Genomic DNA, 23,719 nt, shown 5'->3' with positions numbered 1-23,719 from the left:
CTCAAGCAACGCGGTATTAGCAATGGATAATAGATTCCCTACTGCGCTCGTTCCTCGCTATAGGGAATGACGAGGTTGAACTCGAATGTCACTTGAGCCTGATATTTGCTCCGAAATTCTTTCGTATCTGCTTTTTGTCTTTTCGCATCCCGCCACTCGAATCCCGTATCTGCTTTTTATCTTTTCGCATCTCGGTTACTCGAATCCCGCATCCGCCTTAACTCTTATACGAAGCGCAAACAGGTACCCTGAAATGCCACCCATTATGTTTCCTAGCGCTAGGCCAATAAACAGCCCTTCGACACCATCAAGTTGGCTGCCTACCCAGGCAAACGGCAAGGTAAATACAAACAGCCGCATGAAGCTCCATTGGAAGGCTTTGAGTGGTTGATGCATGGCATTCATTGCACTGATTAGCATCATCACAATGCCTTGGAACCCGTAACTAAATGGCACGACTAACAGGTAGTGCCACAAGATACCTCGAACCGAGTCTTCTTGAGAAAAGAGAGCGGCTAAAGGAATGCTCAGTGGCACCATCATTAAAAAGATCAAACCTTGGAATAGCACGGCGAAACGCATGCTCAAGAATAGAGCTTTGAAACTGCGTTGTGGATTCTCTGCTCCAAAGTTCTGTGCCATAAAAGGGGTGAGTGCTGAAGTGAGAGACATCAAAACTATGATCAGAATCGACTCAATACGCTGAGCAGCACCATAAGCGGCAACGGCTTCGGTTCCTTGTTTGGCCAGCATCATCATAATGATGGCACCCGCGAGCGGGTTTAGCGCGTTTGAAAGTGCAGCGGGTGTTCCAATGGTGAGGATTTGTTTCCAGTCGCGGACAACCTCTTGAGTTTTTGGCGGAGCGAGTAACTTCTCTCGTTTGATTAATACGTACAGTGAGCCACACAATGCACCAAACCAACTGAAACCACTGGCGATGGCTGCGCCTTGAATACCGAGTTCTGGGAAAGGCCCGTAACCGAAGATCAGCAAGGGATCGAGAATGCCGTTAATCAGGCCCGCCAACATCATGATCTTGGCGGGGGTTTTGGTATCACCACTCGCTCGTATCGCGCTGTTGCCTGCCATTGGAATAACAAGCAATGGAATGGCTAAGTACCAAACCGCCATGTATTCAGATATCAGTGGCAGTAATTTTGGTTCTGCCCCCAATAAGGTAAACATCGGCTTAAGTGTCACCAATCCTAGTGTGGATGCAAAGCCAACAAGCAGCACGGCAAGCAATAATCCATGACAAGTAAAGCGAGCGGCATTTTGTGCGCAGCCTTGGCCCAGTAACCGCCCAATACATGTAGAAAGTCCCACACCGATGCCCATGGTGATGCAGTTAATGGCGAAGGTCACTGGAAAGGTAAAGCTCACTGCTGCAAGTGCTTGTGTGCCGAGTAATGAGATAAAGAAAGTATCAACCAAGTTAAACATCAAGATCGCAACCATGCCGAAGATAGTCGGAATGGTCATGGTACGCAATGTACTCGCAATGGGGGCGGTTAATAGCCCGTGCTTATCTTGCATGTAAAACGCCAGTTGGAACGAAAGGTTTAGGATAAACAGATGTGGGCGGGAAGGAAAGCAGATACGGGATTTGAGTAAATGAGATGCGAAGGGCGGGAGTAGTCGATGCGAATGGTTTTTGAACAAGTATAAGTAACTTCGTCATTCCCTATAGCGAGGTACGAGCGTGGTAGGGAATCTCTTGCGACTGTGTGGTTATTCGCGTGCTGTATGAGATTCCAGACACTTCGTTCCTCAGTTCTTGAATGACGGATAAGCCCAGATGAGGGGCACGGGGTACGAAACGCCTTTTGCTCTTCGCCACTCGTTTATCCGAATCTCTCATCTGCCCTCCTATCTTTTCGTATCTCGCATCCCGGTTACTCGTATCTGCCTCTTAGATCACAAAATTTCCCTTCCACCCCTTGGGATCTTTCACTTCGCCCCAACATACTCTTTAACCCCATGCCAATCGTGGCAACTATCAAATTAAATGGAAATTATCAGGAGATACGACCGATGAATATCCGTCCTCTACACGACCGAGTTATCGTTGAGCGCCAAGAAGTTGAATCTAAATCTGCTGGTGGCATCGTTCTAACTGGTTCTGCCGCTGAAAAATCAACTCGCGGTGTAATTCTAGCTGTGGGTAAAGGCCGCATCCTAGAAAACGGTTCAGTACAACCATTGGACGTTAAAGTTGGCGACACTGTTATCTTTGCTGAAGGCTACGGCACTAAGTCTGAAAAAATCGACGGTAAAGAAGTTCTGATCATGTCTGAAAACGACATCATGGCGATCGTTGAGTAATCCGATCCATAAAACTGAACTGACTGAATAAAGAATTTAAAGGAAATAAAGATGGCTGCTAAAGACGTTAAATTTGGTAACGACGCACGAGTTAAAATGCTAGAAGGTGTAAACGTTCTGGCTGACGCAGTAAAAGTAACGCTAGGTCCTAAAGGCCGTAACGTTGTTCTAGACAAATCATTTGGCGCACCAACGATCACTAAAGATGGTGTTTCTGTTGCACGTGAAATCGAACTTGAAGACAAGTTCCAAAACATGGGCGCACAAATGGTTAAAGAAGTGGCTTCGCAAGCGAACGACGCTGCGGGTGACGGTACGACTACGGCAACTGTTCTTGCTCAAGCTATCGTGAACGAAGGCCTAAAAGCGGTTGCTGCTGGTATGAACCCAATGGATCTTAAGCGCGGCATCGACAAAGCAGTTGTTGCAGCAGTTGAAGAGCTAAAAGCACTTTCAGTTCCATGTGCAGATACTAAAGCTATCGCGCAAGTAGGTACTATCTCTGCAAACTCTGACGCGACAGTAGGTAACATCATTGCTGAAGCGATGGAAAAAGTAGGTCGTGATGGCGTTATCACAGTTGAAGAAGGTCAAGCACTGCAAGACGAGCTAGACGTAGTTGAAGGTATGCAGTTCGACCGCGGTTACCTATCTCCTTACTTCATCAACAACCAAGAAGCAGGTTCTGTTGATCTAGAAAGCCCATTCATCCTTCTTATCGACAAGAAAGTTTCAAACATCCGCGAACTTCTTCCGACTCTAGAAGCGGTAGCTAAGGCATCTCGCCCACTTCTAATCATCGCTGAAGATGTAGAAGGCGAAGCGCTTGCAACTCTAGTTGTGAACAACATGCGCGGTATCGTTAAAGTTGCTGCTGTTAAAGCTCCTGGTTTCGGTGACCGTCGTAAAGCAATGCTACAAGACATCGCTATCTTAACTGGTGGTACGGTTATCTCTGAAGAGATCGGTCTAGACCTAGAGAAGGTAACGCTAGAAGACCTAGGTCAAGCTAAGCGCGTAACTATCACTAAAGAAAACTCAACTATCATCGATGGTGCGGGTGAAGAAGCAATGATCCAAGGTCGCGTTTCTCAAATCCGTCAACAAATCGAAGATGCAACTTCAGACTACGACAAAGAAAAACTTCAAGAGCGCGTAGCTAAGTTAGCTGGCGGTGTTGCAGTAATCAAAGTTGGTGCTGCGACTGAAGTTGAGATGAAAGAGAAGAAAGATCGCGTAGAAGACGCACTTCACGCAACTCGCGCTGCAGTTGAAGAAGGTGTGGTTGCTGGTGGTGGTGTTGCACTTATCCGTGTTGCTTCTAAAGTTGCTGGCCTTGAAGGTGACAACGAAGAGCAAAACGTTGGTATCCGCGTTGCACTACGTGCAATGGAAGCGCCAATCCGTCAAATCACGAAGAACGCAGGTGACGAAGAGTCAGTGGTAGCGAACAACGTGAAAGGCGGCGAAGGCTCTTACGGCTACAACGCTGCGACTGGCGAATACGGCGACATGATCGCAATGGGTATCCTAGATCCAACTAAGGTTACTCGCAGCGCACTACAATTCGCAGCATCAGTTGCTGGTCTTATGATCACCACAGAAGCGATGGTAACAGACCTGCCACAAAAAGACGCTCCAGCAATGCCTGACATGGGCGGCATGGGCGGTATGGGTGGCATGGGCGGTATGATGTAATCATCCCTCGCTATTCATAGTGAAATTGAAAACGGAGACTTCGGTCTCCGTTTTTTTATGTCCTGACATCGTCATTCCCTACAGCGAGGCACGAGCGTGATAGGTAATCTTTAGTGTTATGCATCGAAATGTGTGTCGATGGCTACTCTTAACTCTTATCGTATCCCTTTCTTTATATTGCTCTTTCTGATTTACCGTCTTATATTCAACAGTACAGTTATGACATTGATATAACTGTACTGTTGAATAAAGGACAATAAACGCTTGATTGATAATGTATAAATCAAGTTAACAATAAGTCAGTGGAGACTCCCCAATGAAAAAACTACTTTCAGTACTTGCTGTGTCGGCAGCAGTAATGGCACCAGCGGCATTCGCTTCTTCGCCTGTTATGTTTTCAACAATCAACGGCTTCAACGCACCTGATTCAGATGCGGTTGGTGGTGTGCGCTTGGCTCTGCTTCACGGACAAGTAAACGACCTTAAGGGTGTCGACCTTGCGGTTGTGGGTATGTCTGAGACTCAAACAACAACGGGTGTGAACCTTGGTATTTTTGGTGCATCTAAAGTGAACCAAGAGATGACAGGTGCATCACTGGGCTTCTTTAACTGGAATACGGGTAAAACAACGGGCCTTAACTTAGGTGCTGTGAACATCACTAACGATGTAAAAGGTGCAAACGTAAGTTTCGTAAACTACTCTGAAGGCGACACTATGGTCGATGTTGGCGCAGCTAACCTTTCAGATGTTTCTACGGTTCAGGTTGGTATCTTCAACAAAACCAACAAAATCGAAGGCGTACAGGTTGGTCTGATTAACTGTGCGGATAACGGTTTCTTCCCGTGCTTCCCAATTGTAAACTTTGCTAAGTAAGGCTTAGTGTTACTATTGTGACTCATAACGCCTGAGTGCTTCTTACTTAGGCGTTATTGCAACTCTGCATTTTCTTATAGATTTCCAAATGCCTCTTCCTAAACAAGATAAGCATATTGTTTTATATTTGTTGTTGCAGTGAGTTTATTTATAAGTACAATGTGCGCTAAATTTTTAACGATGATTTATATGCTTTGATTAATCCCCATACTATCGATTTTAAGAAGGCTTTCTTAGGCCTGACCGCCAGTTTTTTAGTAGTTTTGAGCTTGTTGCTCGTTGATTCAGCGGAAGAATCAGGTAAACAGTATGGAGTTGAAAAGCAAGGCGTGACACGCTCTTTGGCGGAGCTCACACAAATTATTAATGCGCTTGAGTACAACATCACGGCGCTCTATCCGTTGCATGGTGACACTTACGCTTTTCCGCACGATAAAAAGGTAGAAGACGAGACGTGTTATTTCATTAGTGAGGATCAGCAAGCCCCTCGCTTTGATTTTATGTTTTCAGGCCCCACCGAGATGTGTGACCCTAATTCCGGGCTATATTCGGAGGCGGGTAAGCGTTTGTTTATCGCACCCACTATGGCTTATTTCGCCAATACCATTGATACCATCTCAGCGATTTATTTTATCTCGAAAGAGAAGTTTGTTATCTCTTCCCCCTCTGATATTGCCCAATATATGAAAGGTGATACGTTCGACTCTGTTGTAAATAGCCGACCTTATTGGATTAATACGGTTCGCTTTGGTTTATCGCAGGACAAACATCAGGTTGTGTATACCGGCCAATACGATGATTACCTAACCGGTGAGAAGGTGGTGACTTTGACCAAGGGAATCTACGTTGACGGTGAGTTCAAAGGGATATTAGGTGTTGATGGTTACGTTTCTAGCCTAGTATCAAATCCAACGCACGGGTATGAGATAACCAGCGTTAGAGGGATAAACAAGTATGGTCTGATGGACTTTACTCACTCTCGTCCCCTGTACATTGATGGTAACAACACCCAACTCTATCTGACCATTGAAGAAGATAAGAGCGAACACTTCTTACATGTATTGGAGATGGAGCGTGCTCAATTATCGATATTGTTAGCGCTGTATATCGTCTCGGCATTGTGGTTATGGCGCTTCTATACCAAGCAAGAACATGAACGTTTGAATAGCTTGGCGATGCAAGATCCATTAACTGGTTTGTTGAATCGCCGTGGCTTTGAAGCGCGACTGTTGGCACAAGATGAAGAACCTATTATTGGTGTTGGCGTGTTTGATATCGATGACTTTAAAGTGGTTAATGATCACTACGGTCATAAGATAGGGGATGAGGTGATTTGTCATGTAGCTCAGCTGATGACAAATAGCGTTCGACAGCAAGACATCGTCGCTAGATTTGGCGGTGAAGAGTTTGTAGTCGCTATTACGGGCGAGTCTTCCGAGCTGTTGTCATCCATCTTTGAGCGAATTCAGAATGACATAAGCCTACAGTGTTACCGCTCTCAGGCTGGCGACAAGATTAATATTTCTGTATCTGGCGGAGCCACACTTTACTCTTTGTATAAGTTCGACAGTGTAGGGCACTTGTGGAAAAACCAGAGCATTCGTTCCTCTGATGAACAGCTTTATAAGGCTAAAGCTGCGGGTAAGAATCGGGTGTGCATACAGACGTATTGATGAGCCATTAAATAATGCAAAGCCTAGTCGGTTGACTAGGCTTCTTTATATCAGTGGAACAACAATTGAGTCTATCGAGTACGGCACTATTTCTTAACGCGGCCTTTTCTCATCCATTTCTGGTGAACACCACGACGTAGGCTCTGGAAGCTGTTTTCCACTTTATCGACACCAAGCAAGATCGCCAACGCTAATAGCGTGATAATAACCGATTGTGAAAGGTGACCAAGCGCTATCATCATCCCAAGTGCTGCCAATACCCAAATAATGGCAGCTGAAGTCACACCATGAATTTTGCCATCGAGTGTCATCATCACACCCGCACCCAGGAAACCAACACCAGTAATGATCTGGCCAAGTACGCGAGCCTGATCGAGTGTGTTTGGAGATAGGCTAATCGCCATGGTAAGGAAGAAGTAGGTACCACTGATGATCAGAATCGAGGTTCTGATACCTACTGGTTTACCGCGTGTTTGTCGCTCGATACCGATTAACGAACCACACAGCATACACACTGCTAGTCCTGCCCAGCTAAAGGGGGCAAGGTTTAAAGTTTGTTCTATAAATTGTGACATATCACCCCTCCTAAAAATTTAGAATAGAGTCGAGTATGCTAATAATAGACCGGACGATCGAACAAAAACTTTTTGTCTTAACGATTGATGTTGCTAATAAAATCTAACAGCCTGTTGTAGTTAGTGTGAAGACAGGTGTCGTAGTCTCAGTCGCCTCTTGATACTCAAGGTAGCAGTGATCAGATTGGTTTTTTCGGCTAGAAGGTGCGTACAAAATGATGCCATCATCCGCATCTATATTAGTAAAAAACCAGTCAGCCCTACCAGTGTCCCAAACTGCATCTAAAAATGTGGATTCGATAAGCAGTGACCAAGTTTGATCATTCATTGCTGCAGGATAGCCATACGCTACTAGAATATCGTCGCCTTCAACATTAATCGATGCGCTGACTGCCTTATCTAACCCTAATGCTGATGCCTTACCATAAAGCATAGCACTTGCGCTCTCCATGCCACCTTTAAGGCCATTTAATGTCGAGATACGTGCATCGGTTTGAAGGTTGAGAAACTTGGAAGCTGCCGTTACAGAAACAATGCCCAGAATCACGATCACCACAACCAGTTCAATAATGGTAAAGCCTTTTGAGCGGCTAGCTATCACCGGTGGAATAACCGAGGCATGGTGCTTCATGGATACAACTTCTCTATTCAATGTGTAGGTCGAGAGGTGTCTTGCTGCTACGACCACCGATCTCGCGGGTTAACTTGGGTACTAGGTAGCCAGAAACCTCAGAGATTAACCCCTTGAAGTGATGCTTCGCCTCTTCATCTGAGATGTAGAAGTGAGCGGCGCCCTGAACCTTATCAAGCACGTGCATATAATACGGTAAGATACCGGCATCGAACAGCTTTTCACTCAATTCTTTCAATGAGTTAGTGCTGTTGTTCACGCCTTTCAACATGACGCCTTGGTTAAGTAGCGTCGCGCCACTGAACTTTAATTTAAGGAAGGCTTGTTTGAGCTCTGCATTGATTTCATTGGCGTGATTAATATGGCTCACCATCACTACATTGAGGCGAGTCTTAGATAAGATTTGGCACAGTTCGTCTGTAATACGTGCTGGGATCACCACTGGCAAACGGCTATGAATACGAACGGTTTTTACATGTGGAATTTGTTCGATAGCGTGAATCAGCCACTCGATTTCGCTGTCTTTTGCCATCAGTGGGTCGCCACCCGAAAGGATAACCTCGTTGATCTCAGAGTGTTGAGCGACATAATCGAGGCTGGTTTGCCACACCGACTTTGAACCCTTGTTGTCTTGATAAGGGAAATGACGACGGAAGCAGTAACGGCAGTTAACCGCACAGCCTCCTTTCACAATCATCAGAGCACGGTTTTTGTATTTGTGTAGTAGCCCCGGAATTGCATTGTCTTGCTCTTCTAGTGGATCTGCAGAGTAGCCTTCATGAACTTCGAACTCCTCGCTTAACGGCAAAACCTGACGTAATAGCGGGTCATGCGGGTTGCCTTTTTCCATTCGCTCGACAAAGCTTAACGGTACTCGCAACGCAAATAGGTTGCGTGCGGCAAAGCCTGCTTGCCATGGTGTTGGGTCTATTTCTAATGCTTCAAGGAGTTTTGTCGGGTCTGAGATCGCATTCGATAGTTGTTTGAGCCAGTTTTGCTCAACAGATTCGACTTTTCGGGTTATGATATGCGGCATTGAAATCAACTCAAAGATGTGTAAGAGGAAATCATGGCGTCAGTAAGCACCAATGAATTCAAAGGCGGTTTAAAATTCATGATGGATAACGAGCCTTGCTCAATTATCGAAAATGAATACGTTAAGCCGGGTAAAGGCCAAGCGTTTAACCGTGTAAAACTTCGTAAACTGCTGTCAGGCAAAGTGTTAGAGAAAACATTTAAGTCAGGCGACACAGTAGAACTAGCTGACGTTGTAGACGTTGAACTAGGCTACCTATACAGTGATGGCGAATTCTACCACTTCATGAACAACGAGACATTCGAGCAAATCGCAGCTGAAGTAAAAGCAGTTGGCGACACAGCTAAATGGCTAGTTGAAAACGACGTATGTACTCTAACGTTGTGGAATGATAACCCTATCACAGTAACTCCACCAAACTTTGTTGAGATCGAAGTAACTGATACAGATCCTGGCCTAAAAGGCGATACACAGGGTACTGGTGGTAAGCCTGCAACTCTAGCAACTGGCGCGGTAGTTCGCGTACCTCTATTCATCGCTATCGGTGAAGTTGTAAGAGTAGATACTCGTACTGGCGAATACGTTGGTCGTGTAAAGTAATTTGATTGTGCTCACCTTTATTTAAGGTGATTCAATGAAATGAAAAAGGTCGCTTATAAGCGACCTTTTTTGTATCTGTTAAACGACAGTCAACCAATTACTTATTGGCAAAGAAGTGTGTCTCTAGGTAGTTGTTCAACGGCATGAATGCAGGGTTCGCCCAAGAGACAAATACAGAGGCTGGGTCATTATCTAAATTGCCAGAACCGATCTCGCCAGCGATTTTGAACTTAGTGCCTTTTGAACCGATCAGTTCACCGCCACCTTCACTCAGCTTTGGAGAGACTTTGTACTCGTAAATTAAACCAAGCAGTGAACCTGGGTTCAGGTTTACATTGGTATCTTCATGTATAGGGTCAATCTTGCCATTAGAAATGTCATTTCCGTCATCATCGGTTGTTTTACCACCCTCAGTACACGGGTTTGGTGTCCCCAGTGCTCGCTGAGCTGTCAACTGGCCATTTCCGTAGTTACATTCGTTGAAATGGAGTGACTCCATACCAGCGACAGTTGCCAGGCCATCTTGAACGGCAAGCACCACTCTGAATGTGTCGTATGCGTCACTTAAGTCCGAACCTAACAGGTTGTTTTGGTTATCATCAACGTAGTAATCGAAAAGCTGCATCAGCTTTTGGTATGTCGTCGACTTTTTTGTCTCATCTTTTCCGCCAAGAGCGGTATACACCAACTCAACACCATCTACGATTTGTTTCGCTTGGCTCAGTGCAATAACAAACTGGTCAGCAGCTGAAGAGCCATCAGGTTCTGTCTCCATGACCCCAATGATTAGGCTTTTCTTGTTCAACTGCTTTTGAACGTCTTCACTTGCCCATGTCGTGAAGTTTTTTACTTGGCTTATTACACGCTGGTGCTGTTCATCCGTTACGGTTGAGTTCGCTTTTAATACGTAAATGCCTTTCTCGAAGTTACAGTTTGGTACATCTGCTGCTGTTGAGCAGTTATCTACAGATGAATAAACGGTGACTAGTGACTTTGGTTTCGCTGATGAAGTAGAAGTCGAAGAGTTGCCGCTAGATGAACCATTACAACCCGCCACGGCCAGGGTAAGTAATGCTAAAAAGATAGGTTTCATAATATTCACTAATTTAATTAAATGGGTGTTGAGTGATTTGTTTTTATTATTTGTCGCAACGGTATCATTTAGTGAAATGAAGGAATGTAAGTCAGCGTAAGCCTATGTAAGGAGGGGCGCTTGCCTTTATTCATTGCTATCGGTGAAGCTGTAAGAGTCAGAGATAAGATATTCGATAAACAATAAAAAAGCAGAACAAGATAACCTTGCTCTGCTTTTAGTCTTTTCACTCTTAAGCTCTTCGAGACTCGTTTACTCGAATCCCGAATCTGCTCTTAACTCTTAAATCATAAAGATGAAAATAACAGACAACGCGCTGATTAGGCCTGCAAAGAAGTAGCAGCCCACTTTACCAGCAACGCCGACGTGGAACTTCAGGTCGTGCATGCCGTGGTGAAGACGGTGCATAGCATGCCACATAGGCAGTGCCAGAGTACCGATGATGAATAGTGCACCGATAATGCTGGTGGCAAACTCAGACACACGTTCGTAACTCATAGCTTCTGCATCGATGATGCCCATTGGCACTAAGATACCTAACACTAGAATCGTGATTGGCGTGATCATCGCAAACCAAGTACCGCCAGCGCCGAATAGACCCCACCAGATTGGCTCATCAGAGCGTTGAGGATTGTGGTTAACGGGTTTCACTTTGTAATTTGTGTTCATAACGAAAGCTCCTTACACCACAACAAGAACGATTAAAGAAATAAAAGCTACCGCTGCCCATTGGGTCAGTACGATGATTCTTTTATCAACCAATTTGCCTTTCAGGCGGATTGGCATTACTTGAGGCATCATGCTGAAGAAGGTTTGAGCGTGCATTAAGCTGCCTAACAGAGCCACAATATTAATACCGACAATGATAGGGTTAGCCATAAAGCTCAACCAACTAGCCCATGCCTCAGGGCCTTTCACTAGTGCACCCAGACCAAAGGTTAGGAATACAGTGAACAGAATCAAAGGCAGTACAGTTGCTTCACGTAGCATGTAGAAGCGGTAGAACGGATGGTTGCTCCACCACGTTCTCTTCATCTCACGAACATAAGGCTTACGATTGCTCATCTTATGCCTCCTCTGCAGTTTTTACTTGGTTCTTGCTAACAGATGTACCGTCAGGTTTGAACATCGAGATAACGAAGTCCATTGAAGACTCAACTTTACCTTGGTTAACCGCTGCTGCTGGGTCTACTTTCTTCGGACATACTTCAGAACAGTAACCAACAAACGTACAGCCCCAAGCGCCGTTTTCACCGTTGATAAGCTTCATACGCTCATCTTTACCGTTGTCACGGCTATCTAGGTTGTAACGGTGAGCAAGAGTCAATGCTGCAGGGCCAATGAACTCTGGGTTTAGACCGAATTGAGGACACGCTGCGTAGCAAAGACCACAGTTGATACAACCTGCGAACTGTTTGTACTTAGCCATTTGTTCAGGTGTTTGTAGGTTAGTGCCGTCTTCAGGCTTACGGTCGTTACCAATGATGTAAGGCTTGATAGCTTCAAGGCGCTCGATGAACGGCGTCATGTCGACAATCAAATCTTTCTCGATTGGGAAGTTAGCTAATGGCTCGATAGTCAGGCCGTTCGGGTAGTCACGTAAGAAGCTCTTACACGCTAGCTTAGGCACACCATCAACCATGATGCCGCAAGAACCACAGATCGCCATACGACAAGACCAACGGTATGAAAGGTCTTTGTCTTGGTGGTCTTTGATGTAACCAATCGCGTCGAGTACCGACATGGTTTCATCGAATGGGACTTCGAAAGTCTGCATGTAAGGTTCTGCATCTTTCTCTGGGTCGTAGCGCAGAATGTCTACTTTTTGGATACGATTCGCTGACATTACGCTTTCTCCTCTTCACGGTTCTCATCTTGAGCGACATTCGCTGCTGCAGCTTTTTCAGCGGCCGCGGCTTTCTCTGCAGCTTCACCGTACAGACGTGCTTTTGGTTGAGACTTGGTGATCTTAACGTCGCTGTAATCGATGGTTGGTGCTGCATCTTCATTGAAGAAAGAGAGTGAGTGTTTTAGGAAGTTCACGTCATCACGCTCTGTGCAGTTGTCGTCGAGACGTTGGTGTGCACCGCGAGACTCTTTACGAAGGATTGCTGAGTGAACCATTGCTTCTGCGACTTCTAGTCCGTAGCCCACTTCGATAGCGTAAAGTAGGTCAGTGTTGAACACCTTGCCTTTGTCTTTGATGCTGATCTTCTTGTAGCGCGCTTTCAGTTCAGTGATCTTGTTGATGGTCTCTTGCATCAAGTCTTCTTGACGGTAGATACCACAACCCGCTTCCATGGTGTGACCCATTTCAGTACGGATATCTGCCCAGTTTTCGTCGCCTTCTTGGTTCATCAACGCTGCGATGCGATCTTCAACCGCTTTTACTTGCTTAGCGATAGACTCTTCATTCCAGCCTTTGAACTCTGCTGCGCGTTTCACAGCGTGTTCACCGGCAACGCGGCCAAATACTACGAACTCAGCCAGAGAGTTAGACCCTAGGCGGTTTGCACCGTGTAGGCCAACCGACGCACATTCACCCACCGCGAATAGGCCTTTGATGCGAGTTTCACAAGTACCATTGGTTTCGATACCACCCATGGTGTAGTGAACGGTAGGACGGATTGGGATTGGCTCTTTTGCTGGGTCAACGTTCACGTACGCTTTTGCTAGCTCACAGATGAACGGCAGACGCTCTTGCAGGTACTCTTCACCTAGGTGGCGAAGGTCAAGGTGTACTACATCACCAAGAGGGTGCTTGATGGTGTTGCCTTTCTGCTGCTCGTGCCAGAATGCTTGAGAAACTTTGTCACGTGGACCCAGTTCCATGTATTTGTTTTTCGGCTCGCCCACTGGTGTTTCAGGGCCCATGCCGTAATCTTGTAGGTAACGGTAGCCGTTCTTGTTAACGATGATACCGCCTTCACCACGACAACCTTCGGTCATCAAGATCCCCGTGCCCGGTAGGCCTGTTGGGTGGTATTGAACGAACTCCATGTCACGCAGTGGCACACCGTGGCGATAAGCCATTGCCATACCGTCACCGGTCACGATGCCGCCGTTAGTATTACAGTGGTAAACACGACCTGCGCCACCTGTTGCTAGAACAACCGACTTTGCTTTGATGGTAACAAGCTCACCTTCAGACATATGAATCGCGATAAGGCCTTGTACTTCGCCTTCTTCAACGATCAAATCCACCACAAAGTACTCGTCAAATCGTTTGATTTGGTCGTACTTCATCGAAGTCTGGAACAGAGTATGAAGCATGTGGAAGCCAGTTTTATCGGCTGCGAACCACGTTCTTTCTACCTTCATACCGCCGAATCGGCGTACGTTTACTTCACCGTTTTCTTTACGACTCCATGGGCAGCCCCATTGTTCCATTTGGATCATTTCGCGAGTCGCGTTTTCAACAAAGTATTCAACAACATCCTGTTCACATAGCCAGTCGCCACCGCCAACAGTATCGTTGAAGTGGTTGTCTAGGCTATCTTCGTCTTTAATTACCGCTGCTGAACCGCCTTCTGCTGCTACCGTGTGCGAACGCATTGGGTAAACTTTAGAAATCAGTGCTACTTCCAGATCAGGATTAGCTTCAGCTGCTGCAATAGCTGTACGAAGACCAGCGCCGCCTGCGCCGATGACTGCGATATCTGTGGTAATTGTCTTCACAGTTATTCTCCAGTGTGATGCGGAGTATTCCGCTTGTTATTATAAAAAGCCTATTTAGAGAGCAGTAAACGGCATCAACCGATTATCACCTCTAAGCCTTAAGTGGTAGGTTCAGTGTAAGAGAGGAGGGTGTTTGAAAAATTGATGTATTTAGGTTTTTGCTCCGGTAATGCATATGGAGGCATAGAAATTATAGGTTATGTGACTGCAATCACGGCAATCAATTATTGATAACGATTCGTCCACAGGGCTTGTGTTAACGGCTTGTTGAGTATGATTTTTGTTATCAATGTTGGGTGGGGTTGAATATTAATAATTGTATTGTAGAACGTGATTTTATGGCTTCATCTAAACAACACGACGGTTTAATTAATACAAAGATAGAAGCTTACAAAAGCAGCGAAAAGTGATAATTTTCGTCGCCTAGAATTCAGTGATATGGAACTTAGTAATGCACTCTACATGGCAACCTGCCGCAACCATTAAGCAGTTAAAGCAACGTGCTGATATCCTTAGTCAAATCCGCCATTTTTTTGCAGAGCGAGACGTGATGGAGGTCGATACGCCAGCCATGAGTCACGCCACGGTGACGGATGTGCATTTGCATACTTTCAAAACTGAATTCGTTGGCCCAGGTTACGCGCAAGGGCAACCTCTGTTCTTTATGACAAGCCCTGAATTTCATATGAAGCGCTTGTTAGCTGCAGGAAGTGGTTGTATTTACCAAATTTGTAAGTCGTTTCGTAATGAAGAGAACGGCCGTTACCACAACCCTGAATTCACCATGCTGGAGTGGTACCGTGTCGGTTTTGACCATCATAAGTTGATGGATGAGATGGACCTGCTATTACAGCAAATCCTAAAATCAGGCAAAGCAGAGCGCATGACTTATCAACAAGCCTTCATCGACGTGCTAGGCGTGTGTCCACTTGAAGATTCGATGGATACTCTAAAACAAGCGGCAGCCAAGCTTGGGTTAAGTGATATTGCTGATCCTGAAGAGGACCGCGATACCTTGCTGCAATTGCTATTTAGCGTGGGTGTTGAAGAAAAGATTGGTCAGACGGTACCTGCATTTGTTTATGACTTCCCAGCTTCACAGGCAGCATTAGCCAAGATTAACCCGAACGATCCGCGAGTGGCTGACCGTTTTGAGGTGTACTTCAAAGGCATTGAGCTAGCAAACGGTTTCCATGAGTTAGATAAGCCACAAGAACAGCTTAAACGCTTTGAAGATGACAATGCCAAGCGTATCGAGATGGGCTTGTCGCCTCAACCGATTGACCATAACTTGATTGAGGCATTAAAAGCGGGTTTGCCTGATTGTGCGGGTGTTGCATTGGGTATCGATAGGCTAATCATGTTGGCTTTAGGTTACGACCATATCGATGACGTGACCGCTTTCCCATTCCCGCGTTCTTAATGTTAGTTAGCTAGAGAAGTTAGCGAGCAGATCGATTAGCTGACCAGAATACCAGTACCCACTACGGCAACAATGGCACCGATCCAAGCATAGGCGTTTGGTCTTTGCTTGGTGTACAGCCAGAGAATGGGTAGCAACATGATAGGTGTGGTTGAAGAGAGTAGAGCAACCATGCCGACATTGCCTTCCTGCAGTGCATACAAGATCAGCGTCATACCTACTGCCATCGCAAGAAAACCGTTTACTGCAGTAATCGCGAATATTTGAGTATTCATCGGGTTCAGTGCGCGTGAAAGCTTAGCGCCTGTTAAGCGAAATGCGGAGTGACCAACAAAGGCGGTGATCATTCGAATCGCAGAAGCGGCTACTGGGTCGATGCTAGTTTGCATCACAGGTTTGGCAATAATACCGCCCAATGCTTGGCAGATAGCCGCAGTGATGCCCAGAGCAACACCAATCCACACCGTACCCTTGATGGTTTCAAGCTGGTTGTTTGCTTGGCCTCGACGACCAAAGAAGATCGCAGTTAATACACCACTAAACACCAACGCCGAGCCAATAAGCTCGCCAGAGGTCATGCTCTCGCTAAACAGGAAGTAACCGAGAATCGCAGAAAATACGGCGTGACAAGAGAACAGTAAGCCAGCTTGGCGCGGGCCCATTCGGTTCAAGCAGGCAAATAGGGCGGTATCACCAATGAAGATACCAATCAGGCCAGACAGCATCATCGGCGTGATTAGCTCTGTTTCGACAGTTGACCAGCCACCAGTAAACCAAGCCATGCTCGATAAGATGACCGCAGTACAGCCCATACGCCAGCGGCTATAGGCAAAAGAACCTAAGTGTTGAGCTGGCTTTACGGACATTAGGCTTGCGATAGCCCAAAGAAAAGCAGCGGCGAAAGCCAACCATTCGAACCCCATCGATTAACAGTCCTTGTGTCTGGGATAAATTAGCTCATCAATATGCATCAAACCGAACTGAGAACAAAGCGATTCTTAATAAATGCACCGCTTTGCTCCTCAGTGATAGGTTTGCTTCGGTTATCCGTTTCGCTTGCTTGAGTCGCGAGGCTTTATACCTTAAAGCGCTCCACATCTCGACGCATCGATTCAGCTGCACTACTCATCTCATTTGAGCTATTACGGCTGCTTTCAGCTTGTTGGGCTAGGTCGTCAGAGGCATCTTTGATCCCTTGTGTATTTCGGCTGATGTCTTCACTTACTGCTCGTTGCTCTTCTGCTGCGCTGGCTATCTGCAGTGCCATGTCGTTGATTTCACTAATGGCTTGCGTGATTTTAGACAGGCTGTCGTGTGCTTGCTCTGCGAAGCCAACACTGTTTTCTGCCAATTGAGTGCTGGTGGTCATGCTATCCACCGCATGTTCTGTATTCTTTTGTAGGGTATCGATCATCACACGGATCTCTTCCGTTGAGCCATGCGTTCTTTGGCTTAGCACTCGAACTTCATCGGCGACAACCGCAAACCCACGACCTTGCTCTCCAGCACGTGCCGCTTCAATGGCAGCATTCAATGCTAATAGGTTGGTTTGCTCAGCAATGCCTTGAATGGTGGATAAGATCTGGTTGATGCTTTGTGCGTTGTTTTCCAGCTCTCGGATCACATTGGCTGCGTCTTCCACTTGGGTCGCAAGGCGAGTGATGGCATCACGGTTCTGTTTAATTACTTCTTGGCCGTCATTACAAGCGGTTGCAGAGGCTTGAGAAGCGGATGCGGTTAATTCTGCATGGCTCGCCACTTCGGCGGCAGTTGCTGACATCTCATGAATTGCAGTCGCAATCTGGTTGATATCGTTTTGTTGATTCTCCACTCGAATAGAGGATTGCGTTGCCAGTTGGTTCGCTTTTTCGGCGTGGTTGTTCAAGTCATGGCTGTGCTCAACGACGCCTTTCAGCATGATCTGCATTTGACTTAAGAATTGGTTTACCAGCTCAGCAAGCTTACCTATCTCATCCATGCGGGTGATATCGATACGTTGTGTAAGGTCACCTCGACCTTGAGCAAGTTGGGTCAGCGCTTCTGACAAGGTTTGTAATGGGTAAAGCAGTCGGTTGATGACCATGGTGCTAGCGATTGAAATCACGATGTACAGAACAAGTGAGGTTAGTGCGATGAATTGAATCGCATCCGTGACCGCCGAGAACGCTAGCTCTTTATCGATAACAATGCCCAGAGACCAATCGGTATTCGGCACGTTAGCAATGTAAACCAACTTATCTCCCTGACCCGGCCAAGCCAATGTGGTGATCGTTTGGTTCTGAATCAGTTGTGACACTCGGTTTGCGGTCAACTCTGGATTTAAGCTTGTGAGTGGTTTTTGACTTAATGCTTCATCGCTGTACGCAACGATGTTGTTGTTACCATCCACCAAGAAGGCGAAGCCATCGTTATCCAGTTTTACGTTAAGAACTGTATCGATAATGCTCGTCACGGTTAAGTCCGCAGCTAGTACACCCTGTTTTTGACCGCTAAAGGCTTTCGCAAAGCTGATGACGATACTGCCATCGAAATCTTGATATGGTTCAGTAATGATAAGATCGGATGCGGCGTTGGCATCTTTGTACCAAGGGCGGGTACGAGGATCGTAGTCTGCTGGCCAGCTTTCCGTTTTATCACCATAAGCGATCGTGCCGTCACTAAAACCCGCATAAACCGATAGGAATTGTCCGGCTTGTTTGGTGATCAATAACTCACGGTCTGAATTACTGTTGCTTGAAATGGTTGGCTCATTGGCTAGCATCATGTCACTGCGAGTCGAAAGCCAATCGGCAATGTAGTTGGTCGTTCCTACACTGACATTCTTCATTTCTTGGTTGATCGCGACCTCAGTCTCTTGAGTGAGTTGGTTAACCGATATCCAGGCTTGGGTGCCACTCACGACAGCGATAATGATCGCAATAGCGACCTGAATCTTAAATTTAATAGTATGTCTCAAGGTCCATTCCTCTCTGATTAGACAAAACTAGGGCGTGTTGACCTTGCGTGATTAAATTTTGTTCGAGATAAAAGCGTTTTAATCGCGGCGAGGGAGAAGTAGCCTAGTCACCCTAAGCAAATCTCCCTCAACAAAGAGTAAAACGCTTTTAGCCGAACCCTTCGGGCAGCGTTTGCTAGTCATTTCTACTGTGTTATCGGCTTCTCATGTAGGTTAGCTACACATCAAAGCCTCTGCCTTGTAGAAACACCCAGCAATTCGCTGCAAAAATCAGCTCGAAAGGTCAATACGCCCTAATGACGTTGACGTACTTAATAATGAATTAATGTGTCTTTAATAAGCGTATAGTGCCGCTGTCTTAGGCAGAATGAATGTGTTTAAAATCATAAATTATAAATATATTTACTCTGCTTTTTGCAAAACAGTGAAGTAAAGTCACAGTTGCTTATTGATTTAAAAATCAACTGCTTGTTCTGGGTGTTACTCGTGATGCAGCGCGAATAGGCGCTAAATTTACATTTAGCGCCTTGGTTCGTAATAGAAATGAACGCTGAACGTCTACTAGGTGATGATAAACAGAGCGAGGTAGACCAAGAGCAAGCCGACAATACCTAATATGATCCCCATCTTCGCCATGTCTTTGCTTTCGATAAGCCCGGTTGAGTAAGCCAGTGAATTAGGTGGCGTTGATACGGGAAGAATCATACCGAGTGATGCAGAGAAGGCGACCACAACCAGCAAGCCTTGTAAGCCACCAATCGTTGCCAAGCTCTCCATAGAAGCGCCAATTGCCGCAGCTATTGGCATCAGCAAGTTGGCCGTAGCGGTGTTCGACATGAAGTTCGCCATTAACCAACACACGATAGACAGCGTGATGACTACGGCTGCAGGAGAGAGTGACTCATAGTCAATCGCATGTGCCAATGCAGACGCCAAGCCTGTTTTATCTAAGCCGATACCAATCGCAATACCACCGGCGACTAGCCACAACACATCCCAGTTGATCAGCTTGAGCTCTTCTTTACCCATAATGCCCGTCAAGGTGAAGACCGCTAATGGAATGATAGAGACCACATAGGTGTTCATACCATGCAGCTTGGTGGTCATCCACAATAGGATGGTGGCGGCAAAGGTGACGTAAACCACGATCGCTCGCCAGCTCTTTCTGAATTGCCCATCGAGTTTAAGCACCATGTTTTTCTGTGTGGAAGGGAAGATTTTCTGAAGAAGGAACCAAGCAATGGTGAGCTGGATGATCACAAAGGGTAAGCCCATCATCATCCAGCTCAGGAAGTCGATGGTGTTTTCACCGGTCAGATATTGCAGTGCGATGGCATTGGGAGGCGTACCGATTGGTGTTGCGATACCACCAGTATTAGCGGCAATCGGAATACACAATACGAGTGCTTTGATCCCCATATCGCCTTTGGGTGCAGAAGCCACGATAGGGCCAAGCAGAGCTAGCATCATGACCGTGGTTGCGGTATTCGACATAAACATTGAGAACACGGCGGTGATCAGCATTAAGCCAAGCATGATGAAGCGCGGTTCTGTACCGAATGGTTTCAGCAGCACTCGAGCTAGGTTGTTATCGAGTTCGTACTTAGATGCCGAGATTGCGAGAGCAAAGCCACCCATGAATAGAATGATGATTGGTGATGAAAATGCACCGAATATGTCGGTATATTTGATTAACTCACCGAGATCGTGCCCTGCTGGTGGGTTTCTAAATAAGTGCAGACCTTTGTCGGAAATCATCACCAGTTCAAGTGCAATGATCAGTATCGAGGTAGCGAAAACCGGAACGGGTTCAAGTACCCAAAGCAGGGCAGCAAGTAGGAATATCGCCAGCAGGCGGTGTTGAATCAGCGTCAGGTCATCGATAGGTATTGAATCTATTGGCATGAATAACACGCCTAAGGGAATCGCAAAACAAATCAACAGCTTGACCAGAACGCCAACATTGAGTTTAGGCATGTACAAAGACCCTATGAATAAAATATCTTCAAATAGAGTAAGTTATCTGGATTTTTGGTACTTGGAGACGGGTTGGAAAATCAAAAAGTTGTTTAAGGTTTCGGCAACTGTTTTGTTTTTGGTCAATCTTTTATAGCGCTGATTTATGCATTGCTCTTTTAGGTCAGGTTTTAGGGGGATTGGAAGGTTAGAGAGCTGGGTAATAAAAAGGCGCGTTATTCATTCAAATAAAGCGCCTTGAAAGCTAAATGAGTTTACTCAAATTATTACGCTTGGTCTGTGCTCTCTAATGAATCAACAGCTTCAGCCTCAACGTCTTTACCAGCGATGTGCGCGTAAGGCGTACCAAGAACCGTTTTCTCGCCATTTTGCATCGTGTCGTCGAACTTGATTGCATCTTTCGCAAATAAGTTGATCACGGTTGAGCCAAGTTTAAAGCGACCCATCTCTTCGCCTTTCTTCAAGATGATTGCTTTGTCACCTTGTGCTGGGTAATCCCACTTGTAAACCGAGTTGCCACGAGGTGGAGTAATCGTGCCAGCCCATACTTGTTCGATGCTACCTACGATAGTCGCACCAACTAATACTTGTGCCATTGGGCCAAATTCCGTATCGAAGATACACACTACGCGCTCGTTACGTGCGAATAGGTTTGGAACGTTCTCTGCCGTTAGCGGGTTTACAGAGAAAAGATCACCTGGAACGTAGATCATCTGACGCAGTGTACCGTCACATGGCATGTGTACGCGGTGGTAATCACTTGGAGATAGGTAAAGCGTTGCGAATTCACCATCTTTAAACTCTTCAGCAAGACTAGCATCACCACCTAACAGTTCACGTGCAGAGTAGTCGTGGCCTTTCGCTTGAATCAGTTGGCCGTCAGTGATTGGGCCAAATTGGCTTACGCGAGCGTCAGCTGGGTGAACGATAACAGAGTCACCTTCAGCGATAGGGCGCATGCCCTCTTTCAATTCACGTACGAAGAATTCATTGAATGTTTTAAAGTGTTTTGGATCGCTATGTAGTGCTTCATCCATGTTCACTTTGTATTGTTTGATGAACCAATTGATGATCGCTGTCGTTAAGCCGCCCGCTTTAGCAGACGCCAGTTTGCCGACTAGACGAGTTAGTCCATGTTGTGGAATCCAGTACTGCAATCCAACTTTAATCTTATCCATTGTATTAATTTCCAATGCTATGTGTTTTTCAATTCAATCTGTCGATGACGCTTTAGGGCGCGAGATGTTACTTAAATTCGCGCCAATTGTCAGTAACTGCACATATTTGTTCACAAAAACGCGATTAAAGATCCGCTTTTTTGTTTCGTGAATACTGACGGTTGTCTTTGTTGTTGACCATGCTCTCAATGATGCGGTGGTAGTTGTCGAAACGTAGTCGACTGATTTTCCCATCTTCAACGGCTTCACGCAGGATGCAGCCTGGATCATCATTATGCTTACAGTCTCGGAACTTACAGCCGCCGAGGTAAGGCTTGAACTCAACGAAAGCTTCAGTGATTTCATCGGCTTCTAAGTGCCATAGACCAAATTCACGAACTCCAGGAGAATCGATTAGGTCGCCACCTGAAGGGAAGTGGTACAAGCGAGCTGCTGTGGTGGTGTGCTGACCAAGGCCTGAGTTTTCTGAAACTTCACCCTCTTCGATATCAAGTGTCGGCATTAGCGCATTCACTAGGCTAGATTTACCTACACCAGATTGGCCAACAAAGATGTTGATACGGCCTTTGAGTTCAGCTTCGAGCTCTTTGATACCGTAGCCAGACTCTTTACTCACGAACATCACTTTGTAGCCGATCTCTTCGTAAATCTTTAGTGTCTCTTGGTACTCAGCAATTTGCTCTTCAGTCAGTAGGTCGACCTTGTTGAGTACAACAAGCGGTGCGATTTTTACTGTTTCTGAAGCAATTAAGTAACGGTCGATAATATTAAGTGATAGCTCTGGAAGTACAGCAGACACGATAACCATCTGGTCTACGTTAGCTGCGACAGGTTTTAGGCCGTCGTAGTAATCTGGGCGAGTTAGCATTGAGGTTCTTGGCTCAACGGCTTCCACAACGCCTGAAATACCAGCCATTGATTCTAGGCCTGCACGCCAAGTCACTCGGTCACCAGAAACTAAAGTCTCGATACTACGGCGTAAGTTACAACGATGAACTTCGTTTGTTTCAAGATCCTCGATATCAGCATGTTGACCAAAGCGCGTAATCACGAGTCCGCTTTTGGTGCTACCAAGCATGTTCTCATCCCATTGGATTGAGTCTTCTTTCTTGAGTCGCTTGTTCTGGTTGCTACGTACGCGACGCACCTGACCTTTAGTTAACTTCTTTTTTTTAGCCACAATTTTTCACTTAACACATCTAACTTGATGATTGGGAACTCAAACTACTGTTGCTGGTGCCATTTGATTTCGATGGCCCTAAAGCTAGTTTGAGTATAGTTATTTGGGTATAGTACCTCTTTTAAACATAAACAAATAGGCGACGCCTTATGTCCTTTAGCGATCAGAACCTAATTTGGGTAGATCTAGAGATGACGGGACTGGATCCTGAAACTCATAAAATCATTGAAATTGCGACTATTGTGACTGATAGTGAGCTTAACATCCTTGCTGAAGGACCTGTTTTGGCTATTCACCAACCTCAGAGTGAATTAGACAAAATGGACGAATGGTGCACAACGACGCACACTGGCAGTGGTCTAGTGAAGCGAATTCAAGAAAGTACCATCACTGAGCAAGACGCTATCGAACAGACGATCGCGTTTCTTGAAAAGTGGGTACCAAAAGGTAAATCGCCGATTTGTGGTAACAGCATTGGCCAAGACCGCCGTTTCCTATACAAGCACATGCCTGAATTAGAAGAGTACTTCCACTACCGTTATGTTGATGTTAGTACGCTTAAAGAGCTAGCTCGTCGTTGGAAACCTGAAGTATTAGATGGTTTTTCTAAGTCAGGAAGCCACTTAGCATTAGACGATATTCGCGAGTCAATTGCCGAGCTGCAGTACTACCGAAAAACAATTATTAACATCTAGCCGGATAAACTGATCACGTTTGTCTAACTTTTCAGGGACATAAGAGCTAATTTTTTTGCAAATCTGTGTGCTTTTACAGCAGTTGAATAAAAAGTTTCGTAATTTTGCATTAAGGACTTGCATC

General features: G+C 45.8%; 21 protein-coding genes. 7 read left to right on the top strand and 14 right to left on the bottom strand.

The genetic code is table 11. The features are described 5' to 3' along the window. Positions 1–195: 195 nt before the first annotated feature. Entirely contained in the window at positions 196–1,539 is a 1,344-nt protein-coding gene (locus tag L0991_12240) for an MATE family efflux transporter (protein ID XGB62143.1), read from the bottom strand. 498 nt (positions 1,540–2,037) lie between these two features. Between L0991_12240 and L0991_12235 the strand changes: the two genes are divergently transcribed. From L0991_12235 to L0991_12220, 4 genes are all read left to right on the top strand, one after another. After that, complete coding sequence (locus L0991_12235) at positions 2,038–2,328, top strand: co-chaperone GroES (protein ID XGB62142.1); 291 nt, start codon at positions 2,038–2,040, stop codon at positions 2,326–2,328. A 51-nt stretch (positions 2,329–2,379) separates the two neighbouring features. Further along, positions 2,380–4,026: a chaperonin GroEL gene (gene groL / locus L0991_12230; GenBank protein ID XGB62141.1), complete on the top strand. Its 1,647-nt coding sequence runs from the start codon at positions 2,380–2,382 to the stop codon at positions 4,024–4,026. A gap of 316 nt (positions 4,027–4,342) precedes the next feature. Continuing rightward, positions 4,343–4,900, top strand: a complete 558-nt coding sequence (locus L0991_12225; protein XGB62140.1) for a phaC PHA synthase — start codon at positions 4,343–4,345, stop codon at positions 4,898–4,900. A 194-nt stretch (positions 4,901–5,094) separates the two neighbouring features. Next, a complete protein-coding gene (locus tag L0991_12220) occupies positions 5,095–6,573 on the top strand; it encodes a diguanylate cyclase (GenBank protein XGB62139.1) in 1,479 nt (492 codons plus the stop codon). Between the two features lie 86 nt (positions 6,574–6,659). Here L0991_12220 and L0991_12215 read toward each other — a convergent pair whose 3' ends face one another. From L0991_12215 to epmB, 3 genes are all read right to left on the bottom strand, one after another. Further along, on the bottom strand, positions 6,660–7,148 hold the full coding sequence (locus L0991_12215) for an MgtC/SapB family protein (protein ID XGB62138.1): 489 nt from the start codon (positions 7,146–7,148) through the stop codon (positions 6,660–6,662). Positions 7,149–7,251: 103 nt separating this feature from the next. Continuing rightward, the gene (locus L0991_12210; GenBank protein XGB62137.1) at positions 7,252–7,779 is read right to left on the bottom strand and encodes a prepilin-type N-terminal cleavage/methylation domain-containing protein; all 528 of its coding nucleotides are present in this window, start codon (positions 7,777–7,779) and stop codon (positions 7,252–7,254) included. A gap of 13 nt (positions 7,780–7,792) precedes the next feature. Further along, positions 7,793–8,815, bottom strand: a complete 1,023-nt coding sequence (gene epmB, locus L0991_12205) for an EF-P beta-lysylation protein EpmB (protein XGB62136.1) — start codon at positions 8,813–8,815, stop codon at positions 7,793–7,795. A gap of 33 nt (positions 8,816–8,848) precedes the next feature. Here epmB and efp point away from each other — a divergent pair, with 33 nt between their 5' ends. Next, positions 8,849–9,415: an elongation factor P gene (gene efp / locus L0991_12200; protein ID XGB62135.1), complete on the top strand. Its 567-nt coding sequence runs from the start codon at positions 8,849–8,851 to the stop codon at positions 9,413–9,415. A gap of 97 nt (positions 9,416–9,512) precedes the next feature. Here efp and L0991_12195 read toward each other — a convergent pair whose 3' ends face one another. The 5 genes from L0991_12195 to frdA form a co-directional block, all read right to left on the bottom strand. Then, complete coding sequence (locus tag L0991_12195; protein ID XGB62134.1) at positions 9,513–10,508, bottom strand: histidine ammonia-lyase; 996 nt, start codon at positions 10,506–10,508, stop codon at positions 9,513–9,515. A gap of 282 nt (positions 10,509–10,790) precedes the next feature. Next, on the bottom strand, positions 10,791–11,177 hold the full coding sequence (frdD, locus tag L0991_12190; GenBank protein XGB62133.1) for a fumarate reductase subunit FrdD: 387 nt from the start codon (positions 11,175–11,177) through the stop codon (positions 10,791–10,793). Positions 11,178–11,189: 12 nt separating this feature from the next. Then, positions 11,190–11,573: a fumarate reductase subunit FrdC gene (gene frdC / locus L0991_12185; protein XGB62132.1), complete on the bottom strand. Its 384-nt coding sequence runs from the start codon at positions 11,571–11,573 to the stop codon at positions 11,190–11,192. 1 nt (position 11,574) lies between these two features. Further along, positions 11,575–12,354, bottom strand: a complete 780-nt coding sequence (locus L0991_12180) for a succinate dehydrogenase/fumarate reductase iron-sulfur subunit (protein XGB62131.1) — start codon at positions 12,352–12,354, stop codon at positions 11,575–11,577. Then, positions 12,354–14,186 (bottom strand): fumarate reductase (quinol) flavoprotein subunit, encoded by a 1,833-nt coding sequence (gene frdA, locus L0991_12175; protein ID XGB62130.1) that lies wholly within the window; start codon positions 14,184–14,186, stop codon positions 12,354–12,356. Before frdA ends, L0991_12180 begins: the two co-directional genes overlap by 1 nt. Positions 14,187–14,637: 451 nt before the next feature. On the opposite strand from frdA, the gene epmA reads away from it, so the two are divergent. Then, positions 14,638–15,609 (top strand): elongation factor P--(R)-beta-lysine ligase, encoded by a 972-nt coding sequence (gene epmA, locus L0991_12170; GenBank protein XGB62129.1) that lies wholly within the window; start codon positions 14,638–14,640, stop codon positions 15,607–15,609. Positions 15,610–15,644: 35 nt separating this feature from the next. Here epmA and L0991_12165 read toward each other — a convergent pair whose 3' ends face one another. From L0991_12165 to rsgA, 5 genes are all read right to left on the bottom strand, one after another. After that, the gene (locus L0991_12165; GenBank protein XGB62128.1) at positions 15,645–16,532 is read right to left on the bottom strand and encodes a DMT family transporter; all 888 of its coding nucleotides are present in this window, start codon (positions 16,530–16,532) and stop codon (positions 15,645–15,647) included. Positions 16,533–16,684: 152 nt separating this feature from the next. Continuing rightward, positions 16,685–18,565 carry a methyl-accepting chemotaxis protein gene (locus L0991_12160; protein XGB62127.1) on the bottom strand — a complete coding sequence of 627 codons (1,881 nt, stop codon included), beginning with the start codon at positions 18,563–18,565 and terminating at the stop codon, positions 16,685–16,687. 561 nt (positions 18,566–19,126) lie between these two features. Continuing rightward, a complete protein-coding gene (locus L0991_12155) occupies positions 19,127–20,542 on the bottom strand; it encodes an SLC13 family permease (GenBank protein ID XGB62126.1) in 1,416 nt (471 codons plus the stop codon). A 266-nt stretch (positions 20,543–20,808) separates the two neighbouring features. After that, positions 20,809–21,720 carry an archaetidylserine decarboxylase gene (asd, locus tag L0991_12150; protein XGB62125.1) on the bottom strand — a complete coding sequence of 304 codons (912 nt, stop codon included), beginning with the start codon at positions 21,718–21,720 and terminating at the stop codon, positions 20,809–20,811. A gap of 124 nt (positions 21,721–21,844) precedes the next feature. Beyond that, positions 21,845–22,900, bottom strand: coding sequence for a small ribosomal subunit biogenesis GTPase RsgA (gene rsgA / locus L0991_12145; protein XGB62124.1), 1,056 nt, complete (start codon positions 22,898–22,900; stop codon positions 21,845–21,847). A gap of 149 nt (positions 22,901–23,049) precedes the next feature. On the opposite strand from rsgA, the gene orn reads away from it, so the two are divergent. Then, positions 23,050–23,595 (top strand): oligoribonuclease, encoded by a 546-nt coding sequence (gene orn, locus L0991_12140; GenBank protein ID XGB62123.1) that lies wholly within the window; start codon positions 23,050–23,052, stop codon positions 23,593–23,595. The last annotated feature ends 124 nt before the right edge of the window (positions 23,596–23,719 follow it).

Origin of the sequence: Vibrio chagasii, assembly GCA_041879415.1 — a bacterium.
Classification (GTDB): Bacteria; Pseudomonadota; Gammaproteobacteria; order Enterobacterales; family Vibrionaceae; genus Vibrio.
Note: the sequence above shows the minus strand (reverse complement) of the source record. Positions and strands in the feature narration are given on the sequence as shown.